The organism is Streptomyces sp. JW3, assembly GCF_052216785.1.
In the GTDB taxonomy this organism is placed as follows: Bacteria; Actinomycetota; Actinomycetes; order Streptomycetales; family Streptomycetaceae; genus Streptomyces.
On the sequence record NZ_JBQOUX010000053.1, the window covers coordinates 1 to 16,279 of the forward strand.

16 protein-coding genes and 1 pseudogene are annotated in these 16,279 nt (G+C 72.9%); 10 read left to right on the top strand and 7 right to left on the bottom strand.

What is annotated here, in order from left to right; translation table 11 throughout:
• The 5 genes and pseudogenes from ACTT8P_RS21570 to ACTT8P_RS21590 all read left to right on the top strand — a co-directional run.
• Window positions 1–354 (top strand): annotated as a pseudogene (locus ACTT8P_RS21570) (ATP-binding protein); the annotation flags it as partial.
• Window positions 355–462: 108 nt separating this feature from the next.
• Entirely contained in the window at window positions 463–882 is a 420-nt protein-coding gene (locus tag ACTT8P_RS21575; RefSeq protein ID WP_442833379.1) for a roadblock/LC7 domain-containing protein, read from the top strand.
• Window positions 879–1,238 carry a DUF742 domain-containing protein gene (locus ACTT8P_RS21580; RefSeq protein ID WP_442833335.1) on the top strand — a complete coding sequence of 120 codons (360 nt, stop codon included), beginning with the start codon at window positions 879–881 and terminating at the stop codon, window positions 1,236–1,238. The genes ACTT8P_RS21575 and ACTT8P_RS21580 overlap by 4 nt, the downstream gene beginning before the upstream one ends.
• Window positions 1,219–1,836 (top strand): GTP-binding protein, encoded by a 618-nt coding sequence (locus tag ACTT8P_RS21585; protein ID WP_361173621.1) that lies wholly within the window; start codon window positions 1,219–1,221, stop codon window positions 1,834–1,836. Before ACTT8P_RS21580 ends, ACTT8P_RS21585 begins: the two co-directional genes overlap by 20 nt.
• Window positions 1,833–3,101 carry a cytochrome P450 gene (locus ACTT8P_RS21590; protein ID WP_361173618.1) on the top strand — a complete coding sequence of 423 codons (1,269 nt, stop codon included), beginning with the start codon at window positions 1,833–1,835 and terminating at the stop codon, window positions 3,099–3,101. Before ACTT8P_RS21585 ends, ACTT8P_RS21590 begins: the two co-directional genes overlap by 4 nt.
• Before the next feature lie 14 nt (window positions 3,102–3,115).
• Here the strand turns inward: ACTT8P_RS21590 and ACTT8P_RS21595 are convergent, their stop codons facing one another.
• The 4 genes from ACTT8P_RS21595 to ACTT8P_RS21610 all read right to left on the bottom strand — a co-directional run bounded on the left by ACTT8P_RS21595 (window position 3,116) and on the right by ACTT8P_RS21610 (window position 8,091).
• The gene (locus tag ACTT8P_RS21595; RefSeq protein ID WP_442833336.1) at window positions 3,116–4,345 is read right to left on the bottom strand and encodes a cytochrome P450; all 1,230 of its coding nucleotides are present in this window, start codon (window positions 4,343–4,345) and stop codon (window positions 3,116–3,118) included.
• Between the two features lie 131 nt (window positions 4,346–4,476).
• On the bottom strand, window positions 4,477–5,271 hold the full coding sequence (locus ACTT8P_RS21600; protein WP_442833337.1) for a DeoR/GlpR family DNA-binding transcription regulator: 795 nt from the start codon (window positions 5,269–5,271) through the stop codon (window positions 4,477–4,479).
• A 52-nt stretch (window positions 5,272–5,323) separates the two neighbouring features.
• Window positions 5,324–6,682 carry a GntT/GntP/DsdX family permease gene (locus ACTT8P_RS21605; RefSeq protein ID WP_442833338.1) on the bottom strand — a complete coding sequence of 453 codons (1,359 nt, stop codon included), beginning with the start codon at window positions 6,680–6,682 and terminating at the stop codon, window positions 5,324–5,326.
• Window positions 6,679–8,091: a homoserine dehydrogenase gene (locus ACTT8P_RS21610; protein WP_442833339.1), complete on the bottom strand. Its 1,413-nt coding sequence runs from the start codon at window positions 8,089–8,091 to the stop codon at window positions 6,679–6,681. The genes ACTT8P_RS21605 and ACTT8P_RS21610 overlap by 4 nt, the downstream gene beginning before the upstream one ends.
• 139 nt (window positions 8,092–8,230) lie before the next feature.
• On the opposite strand from ACTT8P_RS21610, the gene otnK reads away from it, so the two are divergent.
• Window positions 8,231–9,505, top strand: a complete 1,275-nt coding sequence (gene otnK / locus ACTT8P_RS21615) for a 3-oxo-tetronate kinase (RefSeq protein WP_442833340.1) — start codon at window positions 8,231–8,233, stop codon at window positions 9,503–9,505.
• Window positions 9,502–10,173, top strand: coding sequence for a class II aldolase/adducin family protein (locus tag ACTT8P_RS21620; protein ID WP_442833341.1), 672 nt, complete (start codon window positions 9,502–9,504; stop codon window positions 10,171–10,173). Before otnK ends, ACTT8P_RS21620 begins: the two co-directional genes overlap by 4 nt.
• Window positions 10,174–10,180: 7 nt before the next feature.
• Here the strand turns inward: ACTT8P_RS21620 and ACTT8P_RS21625 are convergent, their stop codons facing one another.
• Both ACTT8P_RS21625 and ACTT8P_RS21630 read right to left on the bottom strand, forming a co-directional pair.
• A complete protein-coding gene (locus tag ACTT8P_RS21625) occupies window positions 10,181–11,011 on the bottom strand; it encodes a lysozyme (RefSeq protein ID WP_442833342.1) in 831 nt (276 codons plus the stop codon).
• An 80-nt stretch (window positions 11,012–11,091) separates the two neighbouring features.
• On the bottom strand, window positions 11,092–11,724 hold the full coding sequence (locus ACTT8P_RS21630; protein WP_442833343.1) for a CBS domain-containing protein: 633 nt from the start codon (window positions 11,722–11,724) through the stop codon (window positions 11,092–11,094).
• Between the two features lie 317 nt (window positions 11,725–12,041).
• Between ACTT8P_RS21630 and ACTT8P_RS21635 the strand changes: the two genes are divergently transcribed.
• The 3 genes from ACTT8P_RS21635 to ACTT8P_RS21645 are packed head-to-tail and all read left to right on the top strand — an operon-like array spanning window position 12,042 to window position 14,820.
• Window positions 12,042–12,698, top strand: a complete 657-nt coding sequence (locus ACTT8P_RS21635; protein ID WP_442833344.1) for a UbiX family flavin prenyltransferase — start codon at window positions 12,042–12,044, stop codon at window positions 12,696–12,698.
• A complete protein-coding gene (locus ACTT8P_RS21640; protein ID WP_442833345.1) occupies window positions 12,695–13,297 on the top strand; it encodes a UbiX family flavin prenyltransferase in 603 nt (200 codons plus the stop codon). The genes ACTT8P_RS21635 and ACTT8P_RS21640 overlap by 4 nt, the downstream gene beginning before the upstream one ends.
• Window positions 13,298–13,335: 38 nt before the next feature.
• Window positions 13,336–14,820, top strand: coding sequence for a UbiD family decarboxylase (locus ACTT8P_RS21645; RefSeq protein ID WP_442833346.1), 1,485 nt, complete (start codon window positions 13,336–13,338; stop codon window positions 14,818–14,820).
• Between the two features lie 14 nt (window positions 14,821–14,834).
• Here the strand turns inward: ACTT8P_RS21645 and ACTT8P_RS21650 are convergent, their stop codons facing one another.
• A complete protein-coding gene (locus ACTT8P_RS21650; RefSeq protein WP_442833380.1) occupies window positions 14,835–16,172 on the bottom strand; it encodes an MFS transporter in 1,338 nt (445 codons plus the stop codon).
• Between the last annotated feature and the right edge of the window lie 107 nt (window positions 16,173–16,279).

Below are 16,279 nucleotides of genomic sequence, written 5' to 3' on the forward strand. Positions count from 1 at the left end.
GCGCCGGCCCCGGCCGCCGCCGTGGCGCCGCCCGCGCCCGCCGCCCCGGCCCCGGTCGCGCCCACCGACCCCTTCACCTCCGCCGTCGGCCTCCCCGGACCCGCCGAGGCACCCGATGACACGCCGAACGGTCTGCCCGTGCGCACCCCCGGCCGCACCATGGCCGAGGCCGAACGCGAGCGGGAGCAGCGCCGCGGCGAGGACCGCGCCGAGGACGGCACCGCCGGCCTGGAGCGCCCGGCCGTACGCGACGCCGGCTCCCGCTTCGGGGCCTTCCACCGGGCCCGCCGCTCGGGCCGGGACAGTGCCGGCCCGGCCGGCCACCCGGAGCCCGGCCCGCCCGCCGCCCCCTAGCGCCTCCAAGCCCCGGCTCCCTTTACCCCCCGCTTGAGTTTGAGTACGTGAGATTGGAGGAACGGGCCGGTGACCGGTCAGCCGGGCACCCACCGTCCCATCACCACCATGCAGACCACCGACAACAGCCTCACCTGGCTTCTGCAGAACCTTCTGGAGCGCACCCCGGGCACCCGGCACGCCCTCGTCCTGTCCCGGGACGGGCTGAAGCTGTGCTGGTCCGACCACCTCTCCCTGGACCGCGCGGACCAGCTGGCGGCGATCTGCTCGGGCATCCAGGCGCTCGCCCAGGGTGCCTCCGTCGAGTTCGGCGACGGCACCGGGGGAGTGCGCCACTCCATGACCGAGTTCCACGGCGGCCTGCTTTTCATCGTCGAGGCCGGCGAGGGCGCCCACCTCGCGGTCGTCGCCGAGGAGAACGCCGACCCCGGTGTGGTCGGCCATCAGATGACCGAACTGGTCGAGCAGATCGGCGAGCACCTGCGGGCCGAGCCCCGCCAGCCGCTGCCAGGGGGTGCCGTCTCGTGACGCCCCGCAAGCCCGTGGACACCGGCGACCCCGACCGGCTCTACACGGTCACCGGCGGCCGCAGCCGCGCCGACGACGACTTCGACCTGGTCACCCTGGTGGTCCGGGAGAGCGAGGCGTCGCCCGGGATGCAGTCGGAGCACGTCCGCATCCTTCAGATGTGCCGGCACCCGACCGCCGTGGTCGAGATCGCCGCGGAACTGAGGCTGCCGATCACGGTGGTGCGCATCCTGCTCGGCGACCTCCTCGCCATGGGCCGGATCACCGCCCGGCACCCGCGCGCGGCCGAGTCCGTCGCCTCGCTCCCCGACTCCGCCCTTCTCAAGGAGGTGCTCCATGGGCTCCGTAACCTCTGACCTGCCCGCCGGCCGTACGCCCCTGGCCGACGCGGCGGAGACCGGCCTGAAGATAGTGATCGTGGGCGGGTTCGGGGTCGGCAAGACCACCCTGGTCCGCTCGGTCAGCGAGATCCGCCCCCTCAACACCGAGGAGGTGATGACCCAGGCCGGCGTCGGCGTCGACGAGACCAGCGGCGTGGCCGGCAAGACCACCACCACGGTCGCCTTCGACTTCGGCCGGATCAGCCTCAACGAGCGCATGGTGCTCTACTTGTTCGGCGCGCCCGGCCAGGAGCGCTTCTGGTTCCTGTGGGACCGGCTGTTCTCCGGCACCCTCGGCGCGGTGGTGCTGGTCGACACCCGCCGGATGAACGACTCCTGGTACGCCATCGACCGGCTGGAACACCACAAGATGCCGTTCGTGGTGGCCGTCAACCGCTTTGACGACGCCGCCTGCGGACACTCCCTGGAGGAGATCCGCCAGGCACTCGCGCTGCCGGCGCACGTACCGCTGATCGAGTGCGACGCCCGGGTCAGACGGTCCGGCAAAGACGTGCTGATCACCCTCGTGGACCACCTGTACGACCTCGCCATGGCCCGGGAGACGACACCGTGACCGAGACCGGATCCGCCACCCCCGAGGGGCCGCCGCCGGGCTGCCCCGCCCACGCCCACGGCGGCGCGCTGCGCATGTCGGGTCTGGAGTACCAGCAGACGCCGTCGCAGCTGTACCGGTCGCTGCGCCGGGAGCACGGCGCGGTGGCACCGGTGCTGCTGGACGGGGACATCCCCGCCTGGCTGGTCCTCGGCTACTCCGAGCTGAGCTATGTGACCGGCCACGACGAGCTGTTCGCGCGGGACTGCCGACGCTGGAACCAGTGGCCCAACATCCCGCCGGACTGGCCGCTGATGCCGTTCGTCGGCTACCAGCCCTCCGTGCTGTTCACCGAGGGCGAGGAGCACCAGCGGCGGGCCGGGGTCATCACCGAGGCACTGGAGGGCGTCGACCAGTTCGAACTGGCCCGGGAGTGCCGGCAGATCGCCGACGGCCTCATCGCCGCCTTCGCGGGCAGCGGCGACGCCGAGCTGATGAGTTCCTACGCGCACGCCCTGCCGATGCGCGCGGTGGTCCAGATGTGCGGCATGCCGCACACCGGCACCGACACCCAGCAGCTCGTGGACGATCTGCGGATCTCGCTGGACGCGGCCGAGGGCGACGACCCGGTGGCCGCCTACGGGCGGGTGGGCGAGCGGATCGCGCAGCTGGTGAAGGAGAAGCGGGAGCGGCCCGGCCCGGACGTCACCTCCCGGATGCTGCTGCACCCGGCCGGGCTGAGCGACGAGGAGATCGTCCAGGACCTGATCTCCATCATCGCCGCCGCCCAGCAGCCCACGGCCAACTGGATCTGCAACACGCTGCGGCTGCTGCTCACCGACGAGCGGTTCGCCCTCAACGTCTCCGGCGGCCGGCTCAGCGTCGGCGAGGCGCTCAACGAGGTGCTGTGGCTGGACACGCCGACACAGAACTTCATCGGCCGCTGGGCGGTGCGCGACACCCAGCTCGGCGGGCGGCTGATCCGGGCCGGCGACTGCGTGGTGCTGGGCATCGCCGCCGCCAACACCGATCCGCAGATCTGGCCCGAGTCGCACGTCGGCGCCGAGAACTCCGCGCATCTGTCGTTCAGCAACGGCGAGCACCGCTGCCCCTACCCGGCGCCGCTGCTCGCGGACGTCATGGCACGGACGGCGGTGGAGACGCTCCTTGAACGGCTGCCGGACCTGGTCCTCGCGGTCGAGCCGGAGGAGCTGACCTGGCGGGACTCGATCTGGATGCGGGGGCTGACGGCCCTTCCGGTGCGGTTCACGCCGGTCGTGCAGTAGCCCCCGTAGGGTCCTCAGCCGGCGGCGGCCGGGGTGAACCGCACCGGGACCGACTGCGGGCCCCGGGTGAACACGCCCTGCTCGACCGGGTCGTAGCCGTCGGCGAGCCGTACGTCGGGCATGGCGTCCAGCAGCTGGTTGACGCCGGTCTCCACCTCGGCCTTGGCCAGCAGGGCGCCGACGCAGAAGTGCCGGCCCAGCGCGAAGGCGAGGTGGTCGGCGGCGGCGGAGAACGCGGTGGTGGTGGTCAGGTCGTCGCGGAAGAGGTCGAAGCGGTCCGGGTCCCGGTAGCGGGAGCCGTCCCGGTTGGCCGCGCCGATCAGGCAGGTGACGGTGGCGCCCGCCGGGACGGTGCCGCCGGTCAGCTCCACCTCGGTGGCCGTCTGCCGCATGATCATCTGGACCGGGGGCGTGAAGCGCAGCGTCTCGGCGAAGGCCCGCGCGATCAGCGAGCGGTCCGCGCGGACCGCCGCGAGCTGCTCGGGGTTGACCAGCAGGTTGACGAAGATGCTGGCTATCGCCTTGTCGGTGGTCTCCCCGCCGGCCGCGAGCAGCAGCGAGCAGAACGCCTTGATGTCCTCGTCGCTCATCCGCACCCCGTCCACCTCGGCGGCGCACAGCGTGGACAGCAGGTCGTCGCCCAGGTTGTCACGGCGCTGCCGGATGATCGGCAGCATGTACTCGGCGAACTCGGCGCGGGTGCGCTCGCCGGCCGCGGCCACCTCCTGGTCGCCGGACAGATTGCCGAGGAAGGCGATGACCGCGGTGTACCAGCGGTGGAACTGGGCGTGGTCGGCCTTGTCCAGGCCGAGCATGTCGGCGATCACGTTGACCGGGAAGCGGGTGGCGTAGTCGCTGACCAGGTCGGCGGCGCCGGTGTGCCGGAAGCCGTCGATGAGTTCGCGCGAGTTGCGCTCGATGACCGGCAGGAACTTGTCCTTGAGGTCGCCGCCCCGGAAGGCCGGTGCCACCAGGGCCCGCCGGACGGCGTGTTCCCGGCCGCTGAGCTGGAGGATGGTCTTGCCGTGCACCGGCTCCAGCTGCCAGTCGTAGTTGTCGGTGGTGAACTGGCCGGCCTTGTCCTTGAAGACGCGCTCGACGTCCTCGTAGCGGGAGACGATGTAGCTCTGCGTGGCCTCGTGCCAGACGAGGGGCGCGCTCTCGCGCATCACGCGGTAGGCGGGGTAGGGGTCCGCCGCGAACTCTGGTGAGAGGATGTCGGGGACCTGCTGAGCCGTGGACATGGGGCTCCCTGGGGGCGGTAACGGGCGTACGCCCCAAGGCTATTGATCAACTCCCGGACAGGACAGGGGGTCTTGGACAGCTGTTCGGGTCCGGGCGGTCGTTGGCCGAAAACAGCCGTGTCGCGGCGGGGTCAGGACAGTGCGAGCACCAGCGACGAGCCGCCGCCGCGGATCCCCTCGGCCGCCGCGTCGGTCAGCTCGGCGTCGGTGACGATGGTGTCGAACGCGGTCAGCGGCGCCACCCGGTACCGGCCGAAGGTCCCGTACTTCGAGGAGCCGGCCACCAGCACCGAGTGGGCGGCGCAGGCCATCGCCGCCTGCTTGACCTCCACCTTGGCCTCGGACGGCGTGGTGATGCCGCGCAGCAGGTCCCAGGAGCTGGTGCTGATGAACGCGACGTCCAGGGCGAGTTGGCGCAGCGTGTCGGCGGCCAGCCGGCCGACACTGGACCGGTTGGAGACGTCGACGCGGCCGCCGACGTGCACCAGGTCCAGGTGCGGGGTGTCCATCAGCCGGCCGATGGTGGTGAAGTCGTTGGTGACCACCGTCAGGTCCTGCCGCTGGGCGAGCACCGGCACCATCGCCAGCAGGGTGGTGCCGGCGTCCAGGTAGACCGTCATCCCGTCCCGCACCAGCCGGGCCGCCTCGGCCGCCATCGCCCGCTTCTGCGGCTGCTCCACCTGCGACTTGTCGAGGAAGCCGGGCTCACTGTGGATGGCGCCGGCGATCCGCACCCCGCCGGGCACGGAGAACACCATGCCCTTCTTCTCCAGCTCGGCGATGTCGCGCCGCACCGTCATGTGCGAGACGCCGAGCAGCCGGGTGATCTGCTGCACGCTGAGCACCCCGTCGCGCCGCAGGTGCTTCAGCAGCTGTTCGCGGCGCTGGTCGGGGATGAGCGGCGGGCGCTCGTCGTCCGGGGCCATGTGTTCCGTCCTTCCGTCCACCGTGCTGACGTTAGCCGATGATCATCCCGGGTCAGCCGTGCACGACCGTGCTGAGCAGCAGCACGCCGCCCAGGCTGAGCAGTGACTGGAGCGACAGCATCAGCGTCCAGGTGCGGAACGTCTGCGCCACCGACAGCTGGAAGTACTCCTTGAACAGCCAGAACCCGGAGTCGTTGACGTGCGAGAGCATCACCGCGCCGGAGGCGGTGGCCAGCACCATCAGCTCCGGCGAGGTGCCCGGGGAGGCGGCCAGCAGCGGCGCGACGATGGCGGTGGCCGCGGCGGTGGCCACAGTGGCCGAGCCCAGGCAGATCCGCAGCAGCGCGGCGACCAGCCAGCCGAGCAGCAGCGGCGATATCGACCAGTCCACGGCGTAGTCGGAGATCAGCTGATCGATGCCGGTCTCGGTGAGCATCGCCTTGAAGCCGCCGCCGGCGCCCAGGATCAGGATGATCGCGCCGACCGGCCCGAGACCCTTGGCCGCCATCTTCTGGAGCTGGCCGAGCCCGAAGCCGGAGCGCACCCCGAGGGCGAAGAAGGCGAAGACCACAGCCGCCAGCAGCGACAGCACCGAGTTGTTGCAGGCGTCGAAGAACTGGTACGGCAGCGTGCCCTCGGCGGTGTTCGCGGTACCGAGCGTGCCGATCAGCATCAGGCCCGGCGGGATCAGCACGGTGATCATCGACAGCGCGAACGAGGCCGGCTTGCGGCGGTGCTCGGGCTCGATGGCGGCCGACTGCACCGGACCCTTGTCCAGGTCGGGCGCGGGACCGAACCAGCGGCTGATGAACCGGGTCAGTACCGGACCGGTGATGACGGCCATCGGGATGCCGATGCACAGCCCCCACAGGATGGTCAGGCCGGTGTTGGCGCCGTAGGCGGTGACGGCCAGGGTGGGGGAGGGGTGCGGCGGCAGCAGGCCGTGCGAGACGTACAGCCCGGCCGCCATCGGCAGTCCCACCCACAGCAGATGGGTGTTGCTGCGCTTGGCCACGGTGTACACCAGCGGCACCAGCATCACGAAGCTGACGTCGAACAGGTGCGGCATGCCGATCAGCAGCGCCGCGGCGGTGATGGCGGCCGGGATCCACCGCACCGGCCGGGACCCGATGAACACGGTGGCGATCCGGTCGGCGCCGCCGGAGCCGAGCAGGATGCCGCCGAGCAGGGTGCCCAGACCGATGGTGGGACCGCTGCTGGACAGGGCGTCGCCGAACCCGCCCTGGAACGCCTCCACCGCGCGGGCCGGGGCGATGCCCGCCGCGACCCCGAGGCCGAGGGCGGCCAGGCCGAGCGCCAGGAACGGGTGCAGCTTGGCCTTGGTGATCAGCAGGACGAGGACGACGACGGAGCCGACCCCGAGAAGGAGGTGCTGGAGGTCGGTGCTCACGACGCGGTGGTCCCTTCGGTGCGGTCGGGGCAGCCGCGCGCGGCGCGGCCGGCCCGCCAGGCCCGCAGCAGCCCGGCGTCCGGGTCGGCGAGGTCGGCGATCCGGATCAGCTCACCGGCGGCCACCGGCCGGGCGAGCGTGGCGTGGGCGGCGAGGTAGAGCGGCGCCACGTCGTCGGGGGCCTCCTCACCGCGCAGCAGCACGGCCTGGACGCCGGTGACGTCGTGGTGGTGGCCGCCCATCGCCAGCGCGGCCTGGGCGGGCAGTCCGGTACGGGCCCGCCCGGCCAGCACCGCGTAGGAGCGCGGGTCGGTGCCGCCCGAGGGACGGTGGTGCAGCACCGCCGACAGCAGGCTGACCGGCGTCTCGACGCCCATCAGGTGGTACGGCAGGTAGATCGCGGCGTACCGCCCGTCGGCGCTGAGCACATGGCCCTTCTCGCGTAGCGTCTCCCAGGTCACGGGGTCGTCGGTGCGCACCACCACGAAGACGCCGCCCGCGAAGGACGCCTCGCCGGGCAGCCGCAGCGCGCTGAAGACGTCGACCGCGCCGGTGCGGTCCAGTACACCGCCGGCCGCGCGCGGCCGGTACACGTCGGCCAGCTCGGCGATCCGGGCCACCGGGTAGTGCAGCCGCTCGGTGTCCGGGCGGAAACCGGTGTTGTTGGCCACCACGGCCATCTCGCAGTAGTCGGCGGTGGCACCGGTCGGCAGCGCGGCCACCGCGGCGGCCCGCGCCGCCAGGGTGGCGCGCACGTCGTCGCCGAGACCGAGCAGGGCGGACAGCTCCGGGGCGGGCACGGTGGTGTCGAGCTGGGTGACCGTACCGGCCTCGGGGTCGTACACCAGGTCGTACTCGGTGGACTTGCCGATCGCCACGACGTCCAGGCCGAGCAGCTCGGCCCAGGTGACCAGGCCGATCAGGTTGGCCGGCTGGTCGCCGTCGGCGGTGGTGTACACGAGACCGCGCTCGGCGGCGAGGTCCGCCAGGTACAGGCCGGCCACGGAGTCGACCTCCTTGCTGACCATCGCCACGTGCCGGCCGCCCCTCAGCGCCCGCTCGGCCATCGCCAGGCCGGCCGCGGGGGAGCCGGTCGCCTCCACGAGGATGTCCCAGGGCGCGGCGGTGAGCAGCGCGGCATCGGCCACCAGCGCGATCCCGCCGCCGGCCACGGCGTCCGCCACCGCCCCGGCGCCGGCGCAGTCGGCCAGCCGCTCCCCGTCGTAGCCCAGCTCGACGAGCATGGCGCGCAGCCGGGGCAGGTCGCGGTCGCACAGCACGGCCGGGACCAGGCCGGGCAGCCGGCGGGTCTGGGCCAGGAGGGTCCGGGCGAATCCGCCGCCGGCCCCGCTCAGTGCGTAGCGCACCGTCCGGCCGCCGGTGTCGGCGAACAAGTGATGCAGGTTCATGGTGCCCTCCTGGGAAGCAACGATGAACAACGTGTATCACCAGATCTCACCTGCGTAAAGTCTGGTAACATAATTTCACAGATCATCACGAGGTGGCCGTCGGGCCGCGCCACCGACCCGCACCAACGCAGGAGGCTTGATGCCGACCCTCGGGGCCATCGCAGACGACTTCACCGGCGCCACCGACCTGGCCACCATGCTGGTGGCCCGGGGTTTCCGGACCGTGGTCGCGGTCGGGGCGGACGCGGTCGCCGCCCTCGCCGACGCCGCGCAGACGGACGCGGTGGTGGTCGCCCTCAAGTCGAGAACCGCGCCCGTCGCGGAGGCGGTCGACGACTCCCTGAAGGCGCTGCACGCACTGCGCGCGATCGGCTGCCGGCGGTTCTACTTCAAGTACTGCTCCACCTTCGACTCCACCCCCGAGGGCAACATCGGGCCGGTCACCGATGCCCTGCTGGCGGCGCTCGGCGAGCGGCGCACCGTGGTGGTGCCGTCCTTCCCGGCGACCGGCCGCACGGTGTACCGGGGTCGGCTCTTCGTCCACGACGACCTGCTCGACGAGAGCCCCATGCGGCATCACCCGCTCACCCCGATGCGGGACTCCCGTCTCCAGCGGCTGCTGGCACCGCAGACCGCCCACCCCGTCACCCGCGTCGGCCTCGACACCGTACGGGCCGGCGCCGCTGCCCTGCGCGCCGCGCTGGCCGAGCCGGTGCACGCGGACGCGCTCGTCGTCCTGGACGCTGTCGACGACACCGACCTGACCGCCATCGCCGCCGCCACCGAGGAGTTCGGCCTGGTCACCGGCGCGGCCGGGCTCGCCGTCGGACTGACCGGCCCGCACCCGGGGGCGGCCCGTGCCCGCCCCGCCTCCCGCCCCGGCGACGTGGGCGTGGTCCTCGCGGGCAGCGCCTCGGCCGCCACCCGCGCCCAGGTCGCCCACGCCCTCGATCACCTGCCGCACCGCCGGCTCGACCTGCACCGGCTGCGCGCCGACTTCGACACCGCCGTCGCCGAACTGACCGCGTTCGTACGGGAGCACTGGGCCGCCGACCCGGCCCGGCCGCCCCTGATCTACGCCGTCGCCACCCCGGACGACATCGAGACCGACACCCCGGCCGGCGCCGAACCCCCCGCCGCGCTGGTCGAACGGGCCCTGGCCGCCTGCGCCGTCACCCTGGTGGCAGCGGGCGCCCGCCGGCTGCTGGTGGCCGGCGGCGAGACCTCCGGCGCCGTGGTCACCGCGCTGAAGGCCCGCACCCTCGGCATCGGCGCGCCCATCGCCCCGGGCGTCGCCTGGGCCCGCACCGAGGTCTGTCCGGCCGGCACCGCCCACACCGTCGACCTCGCCCTGAAGTCCGGCAACTTCGGGGACACCGCCATCTTCACCGAGGCTTGGGAGCAGCTCGTATGACCGCCGTCGGCCAGGAACTCGCCGCCGCGGCGGCTCACCTCGCGGGGCTCGGGCTGAGCCCCGGATCGTCGGGCAACATCAGCGTCCGCGACGGCGACCGGGTCCTCATCACCCCCACCGGCGCCGACCTGGCGGCCCTGGACCCGGCGCAGCTGTCCGTCCTCGACCTCGACGGACGCCTCCTGGAAGGACCCCGGCCGTCCAAGGAGTTCCCGCTGCACCTCGCCTTCTACCGGCGCGAGAGCGGGACCCGGGCCGTCGTCCACCTGCACTCCCGGCACGCCGCCGCGGCCTCCTGCCGCCCGGCCTGGTCCGAGCTGAGCGCCCTGCCCCCGCTCACCCCCTACTTCGTCATGCGGGTGGGGCAGATACCGCTGCTGCCCTACGCCCCGCCCGGCGACGCCGGCCAGGCGGCCGGCCTGGAGCGGCTGCCGTTCCCGTGCCGGGCCGCCCTGCTCCAGAACCACGGCCCGGTCGTCGCGGGCACCTCGCTGCGCGCGGCCACCGAGGCCGCGGTCGAGGTGGAGGAGGTCTGCGCGCTGTCCCTGCTGCTCGGGGACCGGCCGGTACGCCTGCTGACCCGCCACGAGGCGACGGCGCTCGCCGCCAAGTACGGCACGTACTGGACGGAGAGCGCCGGCCGGACCGGGGCGAGCGCGCAGGGCTGAGGCCGGGTCAGCCGCCGGCGAACTCGGTCAGCTGGTCCGGCGTCCCGTTGAACCGGTCGTGGTCGCCGACGGTCGGCCCGGTCGAGGTGTACTGCCACATGGTGTACCGCGACCAGCCGGCCGGGAGCGTTCCCGGGGTGCTGGCGTACCGCGCGATCCACAGCGGGTTGGTGGCGCCGAACCCGTCGGCGTTGCCGGTGCACTGCTTCCACCAGCTGGTGGAGGTGTAGATCACCGCGGCCCGGCCGGTGCGGGCCGCGTAGCGTTCGGTGAAGTCTCGGATCCAGGACACCAGTTGGGCCGGTGTCCGGCCGTAGCAGGAGTCGCCGTACGGGTTCCACTCGATGTCCAGCACCCCCGGCAGCGTCCGTCCGTCCGCCGTCCAGGACCCGCCGTGGTCGACGAAGTAGTCGGCCTGCGCGGTGCCGCTCGAGGTGTCCGGCGTACCGAAGTGGTAGGCGCCGCGGACCATGCCGACGTCGTACGAACCGTCGTACTGCTGCCCGTACTTGGGGTTGAGGTAGGAGGTGCCCTCGGTGGCCTTCACATAGGCCCACTTGACTCCGCTGTTCCACAGGGTCGGCCAGGCGACGTCGCCCTGGTGACTGGAGACGTCCACGCCCTCCGTCTGGGCGGCGCGGGTGCCGGCCGGGCTGCCCAGCACGCCGTCGTGGGCCAGGACGCCCATGCCCATGTAGGCGGAACCGCGGACCGGGGTGGTGTCATCGGCCGCCGCGGGGGCGGCGGCGGGAGGGGACAGGATCGACAGTGCGGCGAGCAGACTGCCCGACGCGAGCAGGCGGAAGCGGCCGTCCGCCACGGCTATGGGTCTCAGCACGCCTCCATCCGACTGCCCACGCCGCCCGGCCGCATCCCGCGCGCGTCCGGACGGCTGGCCCGGACACCGGGCGGCGGATGTCAGCGGGTCGGTTCGGCGTCCGCGTCGCCCGCCGCCCGGAACTCCACGGCGACCACCCCGTCCACCCGCCGGCACAGGTCCTCCAGCACGCCGACCGGAACCTGCTCCGGGAGGGCGCCGGTGAGTACCACATGGCCGTGCGTCACATCCACCTGGAGGGCCGAGGGCGCCAGCCCGAGCGTCTGCACCAACGCCTCCTCGATGATCTCGGTGCGGATCTCGCGGTCCCCCCGCAGGAAGACCCGCAGCAGGTCGCTGCGGCTGACCACCCCGATCAGCCGCTCGCCGGCGTCCACCACCAGCAGCCGCTTGATGCCGTGCCGGGCCATCACCCGGGCCGCGTCCACCACGCTCCAGTCCTCCCGGGCGCAGAGCGGCGGCGAGGTCATCAGCCCCGCCGCGTCGGTGGCCGACGCCTTGGCCCCGTCGGGCGACGCGGTGTCGCCGCCCCAGATCTTCTCCAGGAGGTCCGCCTCCGACACCACCCCCACCGGGCGGTCGTCCGCGTCCACCACGGGCACGGCGGTGATGTCGTACTCCTGAAGCAGGTGGGCGATCTCCTTGAACGGCGTGCCGCGCTGGACGCGGACCACGGCCTCGCTCATCAGATCGCGCACCTTCTGGTGGTTCATCGCTGGATCTTCCTCTCCGCTCCGGCCCGCTGCGGCCGGCATCCGACCTTCCGCAGGTGAGAACGTCCGGCGGGCCCCAGGGGTGCCCCGCGTCACGCGGAAGGGGCACGACGACGACCGACGTCGGCAGCGGCGAGTCCCGGACCTTCACCTCCACCGACGGCTGCGAACGCGGGCTCCGCGTTCGACGTGACCGCCGCTGCACGGACCCTCCGGGTGGCCCGCGCCACCTGAGCCCGCCGGAATGCCCAGGTCCGTTTCCTCCGGAATACTCGCCTTCGGCGTGTTTCCTGTACTTCCGGAAGAAACGGACCGTCATGGCAGAGCAGCGCACCATCACCCTGGCCGTCACCGGCGCCGGCGGCACCCGCATGGCCCGCTACGTGCTGGCCGCGCTGGAGCGCGACGACCGCGTCGCGCACGTGGACCTGCTGGTCTCGCCCAACGGGCGCAAGCTGGTCGCCCACGAGTTTGGCAGCGCCGAGGACGGCGACATGGCCCAGGTGCTGCTGGGCCGGACCTCCGGCAAGGTGACCGCCTGGGACGCGGACCGCTGGGAGGGGCCGCACACCTCGGGCAGCTACCCGAGCTGGGGCATGATCGTCGTCCCGTGCTCGCTCGGCACCGTCAGCCGGATCGCGCAGGGCCAGTCCTCCTCGCTGATCGAACGGGCCGCCGACGTCTGCCTGAAGGAGCGCCGCCCGCTCGTCCTGTGCGTGCGCGAGACCCCCTTCAACCTCATCCACCTGCGCAACATGACCCAGGCCACCGAGGCCGGCGCGGTCGTCTACCCCATGATCCCGACGTACTACAACCTGCCGGGCACGGTGGGCGAGATGTTCGAGGAGTTCACCGCCCGGCTGCTGGGCTTCGCCGGCCTGGACCAGACCGACTACTACGCCTGGCGGGAGGGCGGCAGCCCGGCCGCCGCCGACCGCGCCACCACCCGTACGGCGACGGGGGCGGGCGCGTGACCAGGCGGTTCGTCGTCGGCATGACCGGGGCCAGCGGCGCGCCGATCGGGGTCCGGCTGCTGGAGGCGCTGCGCGGCGTCGACGGGGTGGAGACCCATCTGGTGCTGTCCCGCTGGGCCCGCACCACCATCGAGCTGGAGACCCCCTACAGCGCCCGGGAGGTCGCCAAGCTCGCCGACGTCGTGTACGGCCCCGGCGACCAGGCCGCCGCCATCTCCTCCGGCTCGTACCCGACCGACGGCATGGTCGTCGCGCCGTGCAGCATGAAGACCGTCGCCGGCATCCGCACCGGGTACGCCGACGGGCTGATCGGCCGGGCCGCCGACGTGACCCTCAAGGAGCGGCGCCGGCTGGTCCTGGTACCGCGCGAGACCCCGCTGAGCGAGATCCACCTGGAGAACCTGCTCGCGCTGTCCCGGATGGGCGCGGTGGTGCTGCCGCCGACGCCCGCCTTCTACCACCGGCCCGCCCGCATCGACGACCTCGTCGACCACCTCGTGACACGGGTCCTGGACCAGCTCGGCCTGGTCACCGACCACCCGGGCCGCTGGACCGGGCTGGCCGCGGCCCGCGGCGCGACGGGTGCGGAAACCCCCTGACCAGTCACCCCGTTCACCTTCCGACCCGGAGCCGCGCCATGCCCGAGCAGCCCGCCCCCGTCAACGACCTGCGCTCGGCCCTGGCCCGCCTCGAGGACCACCCGGGCCAGCTGCACACCACCGACCACCCCATCGACCCGTACGGCGAACTGGCGGGCGTCTACAAACGCGTCGGCGCGGGCGGCACCGTCGAGCGGCCCACCAAGACCGGCCCGGCGATGCTGTTCGAGAAGATCAAGGGCTACGACGGCGCCCGCATCCTGGTCGGACTGCTGGCCAGCCGGGACCGGGTCGGCATCCTGCTGGAATGTCCGCCGCGCGAGGTGACCCGGCGGATGACCGACGCGGTGCGCGCCCCGATCGAGCCGGTGTTCGTCGGCGCCGACCAGGCCCCCTGCCAGGAGGTCGTGCACCGTGCCGACCAGGACGGCTTCGATCTGCGCACCCTGCTGCCCGCCCCGACCAACACCGACCAGGACGCGGGACCCTACTTCTGCGAGGCCCTGGTCCTCGGCTCGGACCCCGACACCGGGCACACCGACGTCACCATCCACCGCCTGTGCGTGCAGAGCGCGGACGAGATCTCCATCTTCTTCGCGCCCGGCCGGCACATCGACGCCTTCCGCAAGAAGGCCGAGGCCAAGGGGAACGCGCTGCCCGTCTCCATCAACATCGGCCTCGACCCGGCCGTCTACCTCGGCACCTCCTTCGAGGCCCCGACCACCCCGCTCGGCTTCGACGAGCTGACCATCGGCGGCGCGCTGCGCGGCGAGGGTGTGGCCCTGGTCGACTGCCTCACCGTCGACCAGAAGGCGATCGCCCGCTCGGAGATCGTGATCGAGGGCGAGATCCTGCCCGAGGTCCGGGTCGCCGAGGACAAGAACACCCGCACCGGACACGCCATGCCCGAGTTCCCCGGCTACGACGGGCCCGCCAACCCGGCCCTGCCGGTCATCAAGGTCAAGGCCGTCACCACCCGGCGCAACCCGATCGTGCAGACCCTGGTCGGGCCGGGCGAGGAACACGTGTCGCTGGCGGGCATCCCCACCGAGGCCGCCGTGCTGCGGATGTGCGAGGACGAGTACCCGGACTTCGTGCTCCAGACGTACGCCCACTCCGCCGGCGGCGGCAAGTTCCTCCAGATCATCCAGGTCAAGAAGACCAGCGCCTTCGACGACGGCCGGGCCCGCCAGGTCGGCGTCCTCGCCCTCGGCGTCTACACCGAGCTCAAGCACGTCGTCCTGGTCGACGAGGACGTCGACCCCTTCGACACCGAGGACGTGCTCTGGGCCATGACCACCCGCTTCCAGGCCGACCGGGACCTGATCGTCCTGCCCGGCGTCGCCGGACACGTCCTGGACCCCTCCCAGACCCCGCAGTACAACCCGGACCTGGGCACCAAGGGCATCACCGCCAAGATGATCTACGACGCCACCCGGCCGTACGACCTGCGGGACATGTTCACCCGCGCCCACTTCCGCGACGTCGATCCGCGGCCGTGGTACCCCGACTACCAGGAATGACCGGCCGCGGCCGGCTATCCGGCGGCCGGGCGGGCGCCGACGCGGCGCAGGCCGCGGTCGAAGACGGTCAGCAGCAGGAACAGCGCGCCGGCGCCCAGCATCAGCCAGGCCAGCTGGTGCAGCCCGCCGGTGCTCGCGTGCGACCCGAACGCGGCGGCGGTGCCGGCCGAGGCGACCATCGAGCCGAGGTACATGAACGTGCGCAGCAGCCCGGCGGAGGACCCGGTCCGCTCCGGGTCGGACTGGTGGTACACCGAGTTCTGCAACGCCAGGTTGTTGAGCCCCTGCGGCACCCCGCAGATCAGCGTGACCGCCAGCAGCAGCCACACCGGGCTGCCCGCGCCGAGGGTGAGCAGCAGCGCGCAGGCGACGAGCTGTCCGACCGCCCCGACCAGCAGCTTGCCGCGCACCCCGGCCCGGCGGCCGGTGAGCGCCGACACCGCGAGGCCGGTCAGGAACAGCGGCAACTGCACCAGACCGGCCTGGGACGGAGACAGGCCGCGGCCCTCCTCGACCCACTGGGTGAAGCCGTAGAGGAAGGCGTAGGAGACGACGTACGCCACCAGGGTGCGGGCGTAGGTCGCCAGCAGCGGCCGGTTGCCGCCGAGCACCCGCAGGTCGATGAAGGGCACGGCGGCGCGCAGCTCGCGCACCGCGAACGCGGCGCCCGCCACCACCCCGGCCAGCGGCAGGTACCAGGCGTCCAGGTGCGGGTTCATCAGGAAGAGCAGCAGTGTCACCAGCGTCGCCGCGAACAGTGCCATGCCGGGCAGGTCCAGGTCGGCGGTGACCCTGCCGCCTCCGCCGCGCGGCACACCGCCCCGCTTCGGCAGCTTCAGCGCGCCGAGCAGCACCGCGGCCACCGAGAGCGGGATGTTGACGGCGAAGGTGGCGCGCCAGCCGCCCAGCCCGATCAGCAGGCCGCCGAGCGAGGGGCCGATCACGGCGACGGTCTGGTTGGCCACCGCCAGCACGGTGAGCAGTCCGGCCGGGCTGTCCACGCCGGTGCGGTCGGCCTCGCTGCGCAGCAGCGCCATCGCGGACGGATAACCGGCGCAGGTGCCGAACCCGAGCAGTACCCGGGCGCCGATCAGCACGCCGAGGTTCGGGGCCAGGGTGCCGGCCAGACCGGCGACGCCGACCAGCGAGGTGCTGATGAGGAACAGCCGCCGGGGCCCGAAGAGGTCGATGAGCCGGCCGACCACCGGCTGCCCCAGGGCGGTGGCGAGGTAGAGCGCGGAGACCAGCCAGGCGGTCTGCGAAGGCGGGGCGCCGAGGGCCGCGCCGATCGGGACCAGGGCGACGGCGACGATCGTGGAGTTGACCGGGTTCAGCACCGAGCCGAGCACCATCGGTGGTATCAGCCCCCGGTCGAAGCGTCCCTTCGGTCCGCCGGGCCCCCGGTCCGTGCGGGTGTCGCGGGTGTCCTCCGTGGGCGGGGCCTCGGTCTCGTCGCTCA

Bases quoted from the DNA above. Each gene is read 5' to 3' on its own strand.
- ACTT8P_RS21645 (WP_442833346.1), top strand. From the start codon at position 13,336: ATGCCCGAGCAGCCCGCCCCCGTCAACGACCTGCGCTCGGCCCTGGCC.
- ACTT8P_RS21600 (WP_442833337.1), bottom strand. From the start codon at position 5,271: ATGGCCCCGGACGACGAGCGCCCGCCGCTCATCCCCGACCAGCGCCGC.
- ACTT8P_RS21620 (WP_442833341.1), top strand. From the start codon at position 9,502: ATGACCGCCGTCGGCCAGGAACTCGCCGCCGCGGCGGCTCACCTCGCG.
- ACTT8P_RS21595 (WP_442833336.1), bottom strand. From the start codon at position 4,345: ATGTCCACGGCTCAGCAGGTCCCCGACATCCTCTCACCAGAGTTCGCG.
- ACTT8P_RS21635 (WP_442833344.1), top strand. From the start codon at position 12,042: ATGGCAGAGCAGCGCACCATCACCCTGGCCGTCACCGGCGCCGGCGGC.
- ACTT8P_RS21585 (WP_361173621.1), top strand. From the start codon at position 1,219: ATGGGCTCCGTAACCTCTGACCTGCCCGCCGGCCGTACGCCCCTGGCC.
- otnK (WP_442833340.1), top strand. From the start codon at position 8,231: ATGCCGACCCTCGGGGCCATCGCAGACGACTTCACCGGCGCCACCGAC.
- ACTT8P_RS21650 (WP_442833380.1), bottom strand. From the start codon at position 16,172: ATGGTGCTCGGCTCGGTGCTGAACCCGGTCAACTCCACGATCGTCGCC.
- ACTT8P_RS21575 (WP_442833379.1), top strand. From the start codon at position 463: ATGCAGACCACCGACAACAGCCTCACCTGGCTTCTGCAGAACCTTCTG.
- ACTT8P_RS21610 (WP_442833339.1), bottom strand. From the start codon at position 8,091: ATGAACCTGCATCACTTGTTCGCCGACACCGGCGGCCGGACGGTGCGC.
- ACTT8P_RS21630 (WP_442833343.1), bottom strand. From the start codon at position 11,724: ATGAACCACCAGAAGGTGCGCGATCTGATGAGCGAGGCCGTGGTCCGC.